A 13,223-nucleotide genomic window follows, 5' to 3' on the forward strand; every position below is an offset into this window, starting at 1 on the left:
CGGCTACGGCGTCGTGCGCGGCGTCTCTGCCGTCAGATGCTTCGAAGGAGAACGGCTGATCCTTGACCGCCGCCGCCGCAGATGGCTGCGGCCCCGAGCAGTCCGGCTCCTTGTTCGGCGAGCTGTCGGGCGAGGGTCCCGACGATGCGAGCACCAGACGCGCCGACCGGGTGGCCGATCGCGATCGCACCGCCGTGCCGATTCACGCGCTCAGGTCCGATGCCGAGCAGCTGGGCGGAGTGGACGATCACGGAGGCGAAGGCCTCGTTGATCTCGATCCTGACGAGGTCATCCGGGGTCGCGTCGATGTGGGCGAGGGCGGCGCGGATGGCGTCCGCTGGCCGCGCGTGCAGGCGCACGTCCGGGCCGGCGACGAACGCCGTGGCTTCGACCGTCGCGATCGCCGACAGTCCGTGCTGTTCAGCGTATGCGGCCGAGACGAGCACGAGCGCGGCCGCGCCGTCGTTGATCGACGAGGAGTTGCCGGCGGTGATGGTGCCTCCGGGTGAGAAGGCTGGGCGGAGGCCGGCGAGCACCTCGACGGTCGTGTTGGCGCGAACCCCGTCATCGGCCGTCACGGCGATGTCTCCTCGCTTCGAGGGGACGAGGACGGGTTCGATCTCTGCGGCGAGCCAGTCGGCCGACGCGGCGGCATGGATGTGGGAGCGCGCTGCGACCTCGTCCTGCGCAGTCCGGAGGATGGCGTAGTCCTCGTTGCCCTCCTCAGTGGACAAGCCCATCGAGCGTTGTTCGAAGGCATCGACGAGGGCGTCGTGCTCGAGGAGGTCGAGCAGTTCGATCGATCCGTACTTCGTTCCGGCTCTCGCAGGGAGGGCGTGCGGTGCGAGCGACATCGACTCCATGCCGAAGGCGACCGCGACGTCGATCCGTCCTGCTTCGATCGCGGCCGCTGCGGTGGCGACCGCCTCTGCGCCGGAGAGGCATACCGCGTTGATCGTCACCGACGGCACTGTGAGCGGGATCCCGGCGCCCACCGCAGCCTGGCGTGCCGGGTTCTGCCCTGCCCCGGCCTGCAACACCTGGCCGCCGACCACACGTTGTACCGCGTCGGGCGCGACACCGGCTCGATGCAGCGCGGCCTTGATCGCATGTGCGCCGAGCCGTGTGGCGGGGATCGCGGCGAACTGACCGTTGAATTTCACGAATGGAGTTCGGGCGTAGCCGACGATGAGGGCGTTCATCTGAACCTTTCTTTAGGGGAGGCGCCGGGGATCGCCCGGAGTTCCTCGAGGGTGATGCCGGGGGCGATCTCGCGGAGGAGCATCTCGACGGTTCCGTTCCATCACTTGTCGCTCATTGCGGCTCGTGTCCGGGTTCCGGGGTGAGGTGCGCCGGCAGGAAGGGGCGCCCGCCGGCGACCGAGAAGTCGGAGAGCTTGACGGTCTCGAGTACGACGAACACGTTCTCCGGGTCGATTCGCGCCCGCGCCGCGATCTCTGCGACGAGTTTCCGGTAGAGGGCCTGCTTGGTCTCGACCGGGCGCTCCCTGCCGACGACGATCCGGACAAGGACGAAATCGGCGGTACGGGGGCCGCCGAGGAAGCCGGTGTCGAAGATCAGCTCGTCCGGCTCGCGCTGATGGATGACCTGGAACCGGTCATCGACAGGGATACCGAACTCGGCCACGAGGGCGTCGTGCACGGCGTCCGCGATCGTACGGAGCGACTCCCGGCTTCGCCCGCGAAGCAGCGTGATGTCGACGACGGGAATCGGACTCACCCCTCCTGGTAGACGGGCTCTACGGAGACGAGGATCCCGGTGCGGGTGAGCTCGGCGATCTCGTCTGCGCTCAGACCGAGTTCGGCGAGGACCTCGGCGTTGTGTTCGCCGCGATAGGCGGCGAGGCCCGCGTCATCGAGGACGATGTGGTCGTCGAATCGCCACGGGCGTCCGGGGATCGCGTATGCCTCGCCGTCCCGGTCGACGGCGTTCCGCGTTGCCGGCCAGGACTGAGCCCATTCCGTCTCGACGAACTCCTGGATCGTGCGTACCCGGCCGATGGCGATCCGTGCTTCGTCGAATTGCACGTCGAGGGACTCCATGTCGGCGAAGGTGGTGATCCAGTCCTGCACGATCCGGTGCAGCTCCGGGAGGTGCTGTTCGCGGAGCTCGGGGGTGAGGAATCTCGGGTCTTCGGCGAGATCCGGTCGGCGCATCGCGGCGACGTAGAACGGGAAGGTCAGGCTTCCGACGAGGCTCATCGGGCTCGCGAACCGCTCGCCGCCAGGGCCGGTGAAGAACGGACCGTCGGTGGCGCCGAGCACGGGCCGCTCGGCGCCGAGGTCGATGCCGGAGAGGTCGACGTGGACGCGCTCGTTCATCGACAGCATGACCGCGGCCATCGCGACGTCGATGTAGCGACCGCGACCGGTCCGCTCCCGGTCCGCGAGTGCCGCGAGGATCGCGATCGTCGCGTGCAGCCCGGCGTACACATCGGCGTGGGACAAGGAATCGCTCCTCGGCCGTTCATCGCGGTCGAAGTGCGCGAGGGTGTTCGCCGTGATGCCGGTCTCGGCCTGGACGGTCGGCGCGTAGGCCGACCGACTCCGCCAGGCCCCGTGCTGGCCGTAGCCGCTGATCGAGGCGTAGACGACGGCGGGATTCGTCCTCGCGATGGTGTCGTAGTCGAGGTCGAACGCGGCGAGGGCGCCGGGGCGGAAGTTCTCGACGATCACATCCGCTTTGTCGCAGAGGCGCGCCACGACTTCTCGGGCACCGGGGACGTTCAGGTCGATGCTGACGTTACGTTTACCGGCATTCTGCTGGGCGTAGTAGCCGGACATCTCCCCGTTGCCGGGAAAGGCGCGCCGCGAGAGGTCGCCGCTGGGCGGTTCGATCTTGATGACATCGGCACCCAGATCGAGGAGGGTCTTCGCGCAATGGGGGCCGGCGAGCACCCGCGAGAAGTCGACGACGCGGAATCCTTCCAGCGGCAGGGCGTCGGTCATCGTGCTCATCGCCCCTCGAAGAACGCCTGGCCGATGCCGTTGTCCCGGTATGACGTGACCCCTGTCACAAAGTCCTCGGACCGGAAGACTGGGCGCTGCAATTCGGCCATCGCCTCGTCGGCGGCGGCGGTTCCGCGGTTCACGGCGACGGAGACGAGTTGCTTCGTCGCGATGTTCGCAAGCGTCGGCCCGTGGGCGAGCTCCTGGGCGAGCACCATCGTCGCGGTGTCGAGGTCTTCGTCGGGGACGACCCGGTTGATGATGTTCCACCGCTCCAGCGTCGCGGCGTCGTAGCGTCGCCCGAGGAGCGCGATCTCCTTGGCTCTGGCCGCCCCGGCCCGCTGAGCTATCCGTTGCACGCCGCCCATCAGCGGCTGCAGGCCGACGGTCACCTCGACGGATCCGAACTTGGTGGACGCGGCCGCCACGACCAGGTCGCAGGCGAGGGCGAGCTCGAAGCCACCGCCGACGCAGGTGCCGTGCACGGCCGCGACGATAGGCGCCGGATGCGCGTCGAAGGCGTCGAGAAGATCGACGAGGTGCCAATCGAGGACATCACTGTCCCTGGTCTCCGCAAGCATCGAGTCGAGCTCTGCTCCGGCCGAGAAGTGCCGAAGCCCGCTGCGGAGGATCACCGCTCGCGCCTGCTGTTCCTCTGTCCAGCGAAGTGCATCGATCAGGGCGAGAACGAACGCCTTGTCGAGCAGGTTGTACGGCCGGTGCTCCATCGTCAGGATCGCAACGGCGCCGTCGAGGGCCCTGCCGATGGTCAGGGTGGAGGCTGGTGTGGTTCCCATGTGCATGTGGTCCTTGATTGTGTCGTTCGCGCGATGTTTGTCGGTCGGGCGGTCAGCGCGGTGGCAGGTTGAGCAGGGATTCCGTTTCTGCGACCGACGCGAGCTCGTGATCGAATGCGGCCGCCATTCGCGCCGCACGCTCAACCAGTGGGTCGTTGCCTTGGCTCAGTTCGCCCTTGCGCAGATAGAGCGTGTCCTCCAGTCCGGCGCGGACATTCCCGCCGAGCCCGAGGGCGATGCCAGTGAGCTCTTGACTGGCGCGCCCGATGGCGATGACCTGCCACACGGCGCCCTCGGGCAGGCGCCGGACCATGGTCAGAAGGTTGTCCGCGGTTGCGGCCATGCCGCCTTGCACCCCGAGAACGATCGAGAACTGCATCGGCTCGTCGTCGAGCAGCCCCTTGTCGCGCAGCCGCAGGCAGGCCTCGAGGTGACCGGTGTCATAGATCTCGAGCTCCGGCTTGACGCCGAGTTCATGCATCCGGGCGGCGAGGCGAGCCACGTCGGCCGGCGGGTTGCGGAACTCGAAGGCGCCGAAGCTCATGGAGCACGGGTTGAGGGTCGCCATGCGCGGGCGCAGTTCGACAAGAGCCTCGCGTTCTTCGAACGGCACGGACAGGCCGACCCCGGTCGAGAGCTGGATGTGTATGGGGCAGCGCTCTGCGATGAGGTCGACGGTGCGTCTGGCGATGTCGAGGTCAGCAGTCGGCCGGCCGTCGGCATCTCGGAAGTGCAGGTGCGCGACGGACGCGCCCAGGCGATAAGCATCCAGGACGGCGTCGGCGATCTCTTCCGGCTGGGTGGGCAGGGTCGGATTGTCCTGCGTGGTCGCGATCGGCCCGGTAGGGGCCACAGTGAGTACGACGGTCATGTTCGATCTCCTCGTCTTGAGAGTGTGCGCGGAGTCGGATGGCCGGACCGGTGTAGGCCTGGCCACCCGACTTCGGCGATCACTCGGGCGACGGCCCCCACGGGCCGGAGCCGACCTTGGCCACGTTCACCAGCTTGCGATTCACGAACTCCCCGAAGCCGAGCTCGCCAAGCTCCCGCCCGAAGCCGGAGCTCTTGGTGCCGCCGAAGGGGACTTCCGCGGCGGTCCAGGCGGGCTGGTTGATAAACACCATGCCGCTGTCGATGTGCGACGCGACCGCCCTGCCGTGCTTGGTATCCCCGGTGAACACCGAGGCCCCGAGACCCCAGGGGGTGTCGTTCGCGAGAGCGATGGCCTCCTCTTCGGTGTCGACGACATAGGCGGCGAGCACCGGGCCGAAGAACTCCTCGGTATAGGCCGGGTTGCTCTTGGTGATGCCCGTGAGGACGGTGGGTTCGAGGTAGAAGCCCGGCCGGTCGATGCGCTTGCCACCGGTCCGTACCTGGGCGCCGTTCTGCTTCGCGGTCTCGATCTGCTCCAGGAGCAGGTCAAGTGCGCGCTCGGAGGAGAGCGGGCCGAGGTTGGTCAACGGTCCGGCCGGCTCCGCCGGGTCTGCCGGCTTGAGGGCGGCGAGTGCCTCCACGACCCCGGCGATGACCTGTTCGGCGCGGTCCTTGCCGACGACGATGAGCCGCTTCGAGCCGACGCAGCACTGCCCGTTGTTGAACATCCGGCCGAAGACGGCCCCGAACACCGCACCCGGGATGTCTGCGTCATCGAGAACGATCAGCGGGTCGCTGCCGCCCGACTCCGCTACGACCTTCTTCAGGTTCTGCCCGGCCTGTGCGGCCACGGTGGCGGCAGCTCGGGGGCTGCCCGTGATGGTGACGCCGGCGACCCTCGGGTCCGCGATGATCGTCGCCGCCTGCTCGTGGGTGACGAACAGGTTCGTGTAGACCCCCTCGGGCGCCCCGGCCTGCTCGAACGCGCGGGCGAAGGCCAGTGCGCACTGCGGGACGCTCTGGGCGTGCTTGAGCAGGACGACGTTCCCGGCGGCGAGCTGCGGGCCGGCGACTCGGGCGAGCTGGTAGTAGGGGAAGTTCCATGGCTCGATCGCGAAGATCGCGCCGATGGGCGCCGTCTCGAGATACGCCCCGGGCGACTCCGGGAGCGGCTCGGGCTCCAGGAACTGCTCCACCCGGTCCGCGTAATAGTCAAGGATCGACGCCGCCAGGCCCACCTCCGCGTCGGACTCCCAGGCGAGCTTGCCCATCTCCAGCGTGATGAGGCCTGAATACTCCGCTTGGTTGTCGCGGAGGTACGCCGCCGCCTTCTTGATGATCGCGGCGCGCTCCGCGGCCGGACGCTCACGCCAGTCCGCGTACGCCCGGTCCGCGGTCGCAAGCGCAACCTCGAGCTCGGCGTCGGAGATCGTCTCGAATGTTGCCAGCTGCTCCCCGGTCGCCGGGTTGATGGTCGTGAACGCCCGGTTGATGGTTGTGAGCGTCATGATCAGAAGCTTTCCCGGGTGCCGGCCGTGAGCCGGACGTTGATGGGCAGCTGCTCGGCCTGCGAGTACTCGGAGGCCTTGTTCTCCTTGACCCAGCGGGCCTCGCCGACGGACTCGAAGGGCGGCGGCACGAATCCCTGCAGCGACCACAGGTCCGCCGGCGGTTCGGTGATGGTGAACTCCCAGTCGAAGCCCTTGTCGGCCACCCAGGGCTTGATGACCTCGTCGAGATGGTGCACCCACCACTCGCGCAGGACACGACCGGGAAGGGTGCGGGCCATCTGGTCGATGTTGAGACGCACGAACTTGTCGTGCGGCCGGCCGCTGACCCACAGGTCACCAGACTCGACCTCCTTGAAGATCACGACGACATAGAAGGCGGGAATGCCGACGATGTCCGTGTAGATGGCCGTGATCGCGTTGACGAACTCCTGCTTCTCCGACTCATTCCAGGCGTTCTCCGGGTGATGTATCTGCCACAGCGGCATTGCCGGGCCCCTCTCGTTGCGGTTGACCGTGACCCGCGTCATCGCGGAGCCAGGGCGCCAGGTCTCTTGTGATCGAGCAGCGAGGCGCATCCACAGTTGACCACAGACTGCGTTGCATTTCGAGAGTGAGTCTGGTTTCTGAACTCACTAGGTGAAATCTCGAGTCAGAATGCCTTCCGCCGGCCCTGAGGCTCGCCACCCTCGCCGCCGGGGACCAAAGCCAGGCGATCGCGGAAGTCACCGCCCTCGGTCACGACATCCGGATAGCCGCTCCCCTTGACGAACTGGACGTCGTCATCCGCAAGACTCTGACGGCAGTGCCCGCAGACCACATCGACTTGCGCGTCATGACCGCAAGGCCGGTGATACAGACCGACCGGCGGACCATCGCCATTCCCGAGCCAGCGGTCACCCCACGCCAGCAGCGCCGCAATCGCCGGGAACAGGTCATGACCCATATCCGTCAAGAGGTACTCGTACCGCGGCGGATTGTCCTGGTAGAACTCCTTCGTCAAGACCCCCGCCTCAACGAGATTCGTCAACCGGTCGGACAGCGTATTCCGCGCAATCCCGAGTGACTTGTGGAAGTCGTCAAACTTCGTCACCCCGTGAAAGCTGTCGCGAAGGATCACCAGTGTCCAGGCGTCACCGAGCACGTCTGCAGCGCGCGCCACTGAACACGGCCAGGCTGACAAGTTGCGTCGCATGCGTCCAGACTAGCAACTCAGTTGCAAAATGGAGCAATCTGGTGCAGAGTGCGTAGTATTACGCAACTGACTCTCAGTTCTGTATTCACGCCCACTTCAATGGCGATGGGGATAGAGACATGTCGATTACGACCACCCGCCCGCTTGACACCGCCCCGCTGGCGGCCGCACTCGAGACTGTCGGCGATCGCTGGAGTCTCGCCATCCTCCACGCGATCGCCGCAGGCGCCACCCGCTTCACCGAACTCCAGATCACCACCGCCGCGCCACGCGCAAGTCTGACCTCGCACCTTAGGCACCTCGAGCACCGCGGACTGATCCGACGAGCGCCGTATCAACTCGCACCCAGCCGCTGGGAATACCGGCTGACGGACTGCGGGGCCGCCATCATCCCGCATGCGACCGCCCTTGCGGATTGGGCCGCAGAGCATCTCTGTCGCCCGGCTCAGGGTATGGACGGCCGCAGAGGCGCGGAGTTGCTTTGACGATGGGTTTCGTCTAGCAGTGAGTCGACGCAACCAACGACGGGGGCCCGGCCGATGACCGAGCGCCTCACAGATGTTCCGCGCATAACCGAAACACGCGAGCGCCGACTATGACGCCCGGCACGAATAGCAGCATCTCGCCACCCAGCACCGTTACCGAGGCCGTGGTCCGGAGGGTTCCGCACCGACTGGAGCAGCCGTTCCACGACCCGCGCGGAACTGCCCTGGGCTGCCCGCCAACGGCCGCGAGACTACGCCATGTCGACAAGATCGACCGGGCCACGGCCCGATCTGACCCACGTGACGTTCGACGTGACCAAGGGCGCCCCGCACGAGCTGCATCTCTCGCCCGTGGTGCTCTGTTCCCCGCACGACCGGCAGATGATCTCAATGCCTCCACCGGCGCCGGCCTCTGTGTGCCGTTCGCCCCATTTCGCAAGAGCATGCAGGATCGGGAGCGCGTCAGCGGCGGCTTGGGTGGGGAGGTAGTCGTGGCGCGGACGAGCGCCTTCCGTGTAGGGCCGCTTCTCGAGCAGTCCGGCCTCGACCATCCGCTTCAGGCGGTTCGCGAGGATGTTGTCCGCCGGACCCAACACATCCTTGAACTCATCGAAGCGGCGTGCGCCCCCCAGCGATTCACGCAGGATCAGGAGCGTCCATGGGTCGCCTAGCACGTCGATCCCGCGCGCGATCGGGCAACTCTGCCCGGACCAGTCAGACCTCAACGCCACTCCGAGACCTCCATACTTGTTTCAAGCAAGCCGTGTCCTCTAGTGTAGCCCCCGTGTCCAACTCTCTTGGGGAAAGTCTGACCGTCGTGGTCCCGGCCCCGGCTCGGGTCCGGACGGTGACCGTGGTGGTGGCGGCGAGCGTGCTCGCATCTCTGGACCTGTTCATCGTGAACCTGTCGTTCTCGTCGATCAGCGCGAGCTTCCCCGGCGCGACGCCGCAGGCGCTGTCCTGGGTCCTCAACGCATACGCCGTCGCCTTCGCCGCGCTCCTGATCCCCTCGGGCCGCCTCGCGGACCGTCTTGGGCGCAAGCGCCTCTTCCGCGTGGGAATGCTCGCCTTCGCCATCGGTTCGGCCGGGTCCGCGGCAGCGCCCGAGGTTGTGACGCTGATCGTCGCCCGCGGAGTCCAGGGCGCTGGCGCGGCGCTGATGGTGCCCACGAGCCTCGCTCTCCTGCTCGCGGCGTTCCCGAAGTCCCGGCACAAGCAGATGGTCAGCATCTGGGCCGCGACCGGCTCGGTCGCGGCGACCGCCGGGCCCGTGCTCGGCGGACTGCTGACTCAGCTCGACTGGCGGCTGATCTTCCTCATCAATCTCCCCATCGCGATCCCCGCCCTGATCCTCGCCGCGAGGCTCACCGAGACACCGAGAAGCAAGACCCCTTACCCCGACCTGTTCGGATCGGCTCTGCTCGCACTCGGGGTGGGAGCGCTGGTGACCGCGATCTCGTACGTGACGGACTGGGGGCCGGCCAGCCCCTGGTTCTGGGGCCTCATCCTCCTGAGCGCCTGTGCGCTGGCATGGTTCGCGCGCCGCTGCCTGACCCGCGCGGCACCGGCGGTGGACCTCGGCATCTTCCGATTCGCCAGCCTCCGCATGGCGACCATCGGGATGGCAAGCTTCTACATCGCCTTCGCGATCATGCTCCTGGGCAGCAGTATCTTCCTCCAGGATGTCTGGCAGTGGACACCCGCGGCTGCGGGCCTGGCCCTCGCCGCCGGACCCGCCACCGCGATCATCGCATCCCTCCTCGCCGGCAAGCTCCCCCTCGTCCCTCGGACTCTCGTGAGCGTCGGCGGGTTCCTCTACATCGCGACCTGCGTGCTCTGGGCTCTCCTCCTGACGGACGCCGAGGCCTACGCGGCCGTGTTCCTGCCCGGAATGATCCTGACCGGAGCAGGTGCCGGCTTCGCCCAGACCGGGTTCCTTACCGCGGCAACCGCCGACATCCCCGACACCGCTCACGCGACCGGAACCGGGATCGTCAACACGTCCAGACAGATCGGCGGAGCCATCGGCGTCGCCCTCCTCATCGCCCTCACCCAGACCGGAACCGACGCCGAGGACTACACGATCGCGTGGATCGTGATGGGCGCGGCCGGCCTGCTCGCAACCCTGACTGGTGTGACCATGCGCTCCGCGAAGCACGCTCCGGACACCGGCGACGCACACTGGCCGAGCCGGACACCATGAGAGATCGAAGGACCCCCATGAGCCGCATCCTCATAGTCGGAGCCGGGGCTGTCGGCGGCTACTTCGGCGCCCGCCTCGCCCAGGCGGGTCGTGACGTCACATTCTTGGTGCGGCACCCGCGGGCCGCGATACTGCGCGAGCACGGTCTGCGCATCCACACGCCGGACGGCACCATAGAACGTATCGATGCGAAAACCGTCACCGCCGATGCTGTCGACGCCGCCTACGACCTCGTTCTCCTCGCGGTCAAGGGCTACGCGCTCGACGCCGCCATCCGGGACATCACTCCGGCGATCGGGCCGGCCACGATCATCGTGCCCGTCCTCAACGGCATCACCCACATCGCTGCACTTGCCGACCAATTCGGCGCGGACCATGTCTATGGCGGGGTGTGCATCGTCGCGACCGCCCTCGACGCGCAGGGCGACATCGTCCAGCTCAACCAGCTGCAGAAGCTGAGCTGGGGTCCGCTCGACGGCCGATCCGCCGACCGGCTCGACGACGTGTCCGCCCTCCTCACCTGGGCCGGCTTCGACGCTGAACCGTCGACCACGATCCTCCACGACATGTGGGAGAAGTGGGTCTTCCTGGCCTCCCTCGGCGCGATCACCTGTCTCATGCGCGGCACGATCGGTGACGTCAATGCCGCCCCTCGCGGCCGCGACTTCGCGCTCGACATCCTCGGGGAGGCTGCCGATGTCGCGGCAGCCGCAGGCTTCGCCCCCCGCGAGCCCTTCCTGAGCGACATTCGGCGAACCGTGACAGAACCCCGTTCGGCTCTGACCTCGTCGATGTACCGCGACCTCATCGCAAGCAGGCCCGTCGAGGGTGACCACATCCTCGGCGCCCTCGTCGACGAAGGAGCCAGACACCGCGTGCCGACCCCCCTCCTGGCACTGGCTCACACCAGCCTGTCCGTGTACACGGCGCAGCGCGACAGTCGTCGACCGATGGGGTGACGCCATTGTCTTGGGACGCGAGGCGTTCGCGGCGCGGCAGCGGCCGACACACCGTGGGTGCGCGGCGTGTGACGCCATTGTCTTGGGACGCGAGGCGTTCGCGGCAGTGTCCGGTCACTCCGATCGAACGAACCCGAACAGTCGCGCTGGGTTCTTCACCGTGATCGTCTCGATGTCCTCGCGGCTCACGCCGCGGGACGCCAGGAATGGGACGACATCGGTCAAGACGAAGTCATACCCGGCTCCCTCTTGAGACGAGCCGTCAAAGGACGGGTCTCGAGGGCTTTCGACCTCGCGTCCGGTTGCCCCCCGGACATGTGACAGTGCGGCGAAGCAACGACCGCCGAGAACCAAGCTTCCCCGTGCAGAGAAAACGAGCTGCGGCCGGCGATCGAGGAGCTTCTCGGCGCGCTGGGTGTTTCGATCGACGAGGATCCGGGGGACCCTGCAGGCGACGATGACCGGGCGGGGCGCCAGAACCCGCCATAAGGCGCTGCGAGCCGGGTGATCGTGTCTGGGCCGTAGAACCTCTCGGTCGGCGGGTGTAGTCTGGCTCGCTTCGCGGACCCGAAAGGTGGCTCATGTCCGACGACGATGGAACGGGTCGCATCCGGGCGGGCCGCGAAGACGCTGCCCGTGCTGCCCGCGTGGCTGGAGGCGCTGCTGCCGCCGCACCGCGCACCGGCAGTGCTGGCGCTGGCGCCCGACCGCGTGGGGCTGGAGCTGCGGTTCCCGGACGGCGCCGTGGAGCGTTTCGCGTCGCTGCGGGATCGTTGATCGCCATCCGGCGTTCTGGACGGCCCCGGACCTTCAGGTGCGGCCCTGGCATTGGGAGCAGGACGGGTATTGCAGCAGAATCCGGCAGTACGTGTGGCGCGAGGACGAGGAGCTCGACGCTCCGGCACGGCCCGTCCGTGTCACGCTGGAGGCCCGGTGCGCATGTCCCGGAGGACCGCCACCGGGCCACCCGGCACGGGGACCACCACGCGGATTGGCGGCTCGAGGTCACCTCAGTCAGCTTGAAGGGGGCGTTCCTGATCCTCGCCGACCGCGTCCAGCGCTGCTTCACCCCCGCCGGGGACGCCCGGCCGGACGCCGAGATCGGCCTGCAGGAGCCGGCCTGGATCGCAGAGGTCCGGCGGCGGCTGGCGGACATCGACTCCCCGGGAGATCGGTGAGGCCGCTGCCCCCTTGTCCTGTTCCGGCCGGGGTGTCGTTCACGGGCGGGGAGGGAGGCGGGCGATCTGGGCGCGGTCTTCCATCTGCGCGCGGAGGGTGTGGTTTTCGAGGGTGAGGCGTTGGATGTGCGCGACGGCCAGGTCGATCTGGTCACGCAGCGTCGCGTTCTCCGCCCGCAGCGCTCGTTCGCTGTCGGCCCGCCGCGCGGTCTCCGAGGGCTCGGCGCGCTTGGCGCGGGCTATTGTGCGTCGCTGGTCGGCGATGTCCTGGGCGATGGCCGGGAACCAGCGCCAGAATGTCGAGTTCGTCAGTCCCAGATGCTCGGCCAGACCCCGCACCGTCACCGGTCGGGTGCTGTCTTTGCGCAGTTCCGCGAGGGCGTGGAGGACTTCGGCGTTGGTGGGAAGGGGAACACGGCGGGTCATGGCTGCTCCTGGTGCCGGTTGAGGAAGCCGACGATCTGCTCTCGCCGCTGCTGAAGGCGCGACTTCAGCGCAGGCGGCAACGGCGGGTCGGCGGCGAGGTCTCGGTCCAGCGTGTCCAGCTCGTCCCGCCAGGCGTGCACGTTCGCGTCGGTGAGGGCGACGTTGCGGCAAGTGAGCGGCTTGCAGTTGGACAGATCGGGCGCGGCGGCTTGGCCGGTGCGGGGCCGGCACAGTGCTTTGTCGTGCGTGTACACGCAGGTGACGTACTTCCCCGGGTACACGGCAGGCCCGTGCAAGGTGATCAGCCGCAGGAACCGGCGCCGGTCGGTGGTCACGGTGCCGGCGAACGCGGACCGCTGGCTCATCTGCTCCATCCGCCGTTCGGCTTCGCCGCCGGCGGGCCCGGTGAGGCGGGTGTGCTCGTTGTGGTCGATCATGGCCAGCAAGTGCTCGCCGCGGGAGAGCGCCTCTTCGGCTTCGACCTCGGCGCGGAACCCGGAGTCGCTGGTGCCGGCATAGCCCTCGAACATCTGCACGCTGTGGTGCCGGTAGGCGATCGCGCCGGCGATCGAGCCGCCGGGACGGCGGGCGATGTACCAGGCCAGGGTGCGGCGGAACTGGCGGGTGCTG

At 67.9% G+C, this 13,223-nt stretch carries 16 protein-coding genes; 4 read left to right on the forward strand and 12 right to left on the reverse strand.

Features of this window, described 5'->3' with window-relative positions:
* Nucleotides 1-32: 32 nt before the first annotated feature.
* The 8 genes from BGO15_RS07530 to BGO15_RS07565 all read right to left on the reverse strand — a co-directional run bounded on the left by BGO15_RS07530 (nt 33) and on the right by BGO15_RS07565 (nt 7,342).
* On the reverse strand, nt 33-1,202 hold the full coding sequence (locus BGO15_RS07530; RefSeq protein ID WP_056208475.1) for an acetyl-CoA C-acyltransferase: 1,170 nt from the start codon (nt 1,200-1,202) through the stop codon (nt 33-35).
* 112 nt (nt 1,203-1,314) lie between these two features.
* Nucleotides 1,315-1,740, reverse strand: a complete 426-nt coding sequence (locus BGO15_RS07535) for a tautomerase family protein (protein ID WP_197425738.1) — start codon at nt 1,738-1,740, stop codon at nt 1,315-1,317.
* The gene (locus BGO15_RS07540) at nt 1,737-2,978 is read right to left on the reverse strand and encodes a CaiB/BaiF CoA transferase family protein (RefSeq protein ID WP_197425739.1); all 1,242 of its coding nucleotides are present in this window, start codon (nt 2,976-2,978) and stop codon (nt 1,737-1,739) included. The genes BGO15_RS07535 and BGO15_RS07540 overlap by 4 nt, the downstream gene beginning before the upstream one ends.
* Nucleotides 2,975-3,904 carry an enoyl-CoA hydratase/isomerase family protein gene (locus tag BGO15_RS07545; RefSeq protein ID WP_235557361.1) on the reverse strand — a complete coding sequence of 310 codons (930 nt, stop codon included), beginning with the start codon at nt 3,902-3,904 and terminating at the stop codon, nt 2,975-2,977. Before BGO15_RS07545 ends, BGO15_RS07540 begins: the two co-directional genes overlap by 4 nt.
* Nucleotides 3,819-4,637 (reverse strand): beta-keto acid cleavage family enzyme, encoded by an 819-nt coding sequence (locus BGO15_RS07550; protein WP_056208482.1) that lies wholly within the window; start codon nt 4,635-4,637, stop codon nt 3,819-3,821. Before BGO15_RS07550 ends, BGO15_RS07545 begins: the two co-directional genes overlap by 86 nt.
* Nucleotides 4,638-4,716: 79 nt before the next feature.
* Entirely contained in the window at nt 4,717-6,147 is a 1,431-nt protein-coding gene (locus BGO15_RS07555) for an aldehyde dehydrogenase family protein (protein WP_056208485.1), read from the reverse strand.
* 2 nt (nt 6,148-6,149) lie between these two features.
* Nucleotides 6,150-6,635: a tautomerase family protein gene (locus tag BGO15_RS07560; RefSeq protein WP_056208489.1), complete on the reverse strand. Its 486-nt coding sequence runs from the start codon at nt 6,633-6,635 to the stop codon at nt 6,150-6,152.
* Between the two features lie 164 nt (nt 6,636-6,799).
* Nucleotides 6,800-7,342, reverse strand: coding sequence for a winged helix-turn-helix transcriptional regulator (locus BGO15_RS07565; protein ID WP_056208492.1), 543 nt, complete (start codon nt 7,340-7,342; stop codon nt 6,800-6,802).
* Between the two features lie 119 nt (nt 7,343-7,461).
* On the opposite strand from BGO15_RS07565, the gene BGO15_RS07570 reads away from it, so the two are divergent.
* Entirely contained in the window at nt 7,462-7,827 is a 366-nt protein-coding gene (locus tag BGO15_RS07570; RefSeq protein WP_056208495.1) for a winged helix-turn-helix transcriptional regulator, read from the forward strand.
* A gap of 251 nt (nt 7,828-8,078) precedes the next feature.
* On the opposite strand, the gene BGO15_RS07575 is transcribed toward BGO15_RS07570, so the two are convergent.
* On the reverse strand, nt 8,079-8,558 hold the full coding sequence (locus BGO15_RS07575) for a winged helix-turn-helix transcriptional regulator (protein ID WP_056208498.1): 480 nt from the start codon (nt 8,556-8,558) through the stop codon (nt 8,079-8,081).
* 116 nt (nt 8,559-8,674) lie between these two features.
* On the opposite strand from BGO15_RS07575, the gene BGO15_RS07580 reads away from it, so the two are divergent.
* A complete protein-coding gene (locus BGO15_RS07580) occupies nt 8,675-10,030 on the forward strand; it encodes an MFS transporter (protein WP_056208501.1) in 1,356 nt (451 codons plus the stop codon).
* A gap of 17 nt (nt 10,031-10,047) precedes the next feature.
* A complete protein-coding gene (locus BGO15_RS07585; RefSeq protein WP_056208504.1) occupies nt 10,048-10,989 on the forward strand; it encodes a ketopantoate reductase family protein in 942 nt (313 codons plus the stop codon).
* Between the two features lie 114 nt (nt 10,990-11,103).
* Here the strand turns inward: BGO15_RS07585 and BGO15_RS14795 are convergent, their stop codons facing one another.
* Nucleotides 11,104-11,343, reverse strand: a complete 240-nt coding sequence (locus BGO15_RS14795; protein ID WP_273205937.1) for a phosphotriesterase family protein — start codon at nt 11,341-11,343, stop codon at nt 11,104-11,106.
* 282 nt (nt 11,344-11,625) lie between these two features.
* On the opposite strand from BGO15_RS14795, the gene BGO15_RS07590 reads away from it, so the two are divergent.
* A complete protein-coding gene (locus BGO15_RS07590; protein ID WP_162237833.1) occupies nt 11,626-11,766 on the forward strand; it encodes a hypothetical protein in 141 nt (46 codons plus the stop codon).
* Nucleotides 11,767-12,206: 440 nt separating this feature from the next.
* Here BGO15_RS07590 and BGO15_RS07595 read toward each other — a convergent pair whose 3' ends face one another.
* Together BGO15_RS07595 and BGO15_RS07600 are read right to left on the reverse strand one after the other, a co-directional pair.
* Nucleotides 12,207-12,593, reverse strand: coding sequence for a hypothetical protein (locus BGO15_RS07595; RefSeq protein ID WP_056208510.1), 387 nt, complete (start codon nt 12,591-12,593; stop codon nt 12,207-12,209).
* A partial coding sequence (locus BGO15_RS07600; protein WP_286747838.1) for a hypothetical protein occupies nt 12,590-13,223 on the reverse strand: 634 nt, incomplete at its 5' end. The genes BGO15_RS07600 and BGO15_RS07595, both read right to left, overlap by 4 nt.

This window comes from Microbacterium sp. 71-23 (genome assembly GCF_001897265.1).
Taxonomy (GTDB): domain Bacteria; phylum Actinomycetota; class Actinomycetes; order Actinomycetales; family Microbacteriaceae; genus Microbacterium; species Microbacterium ginsengisoli.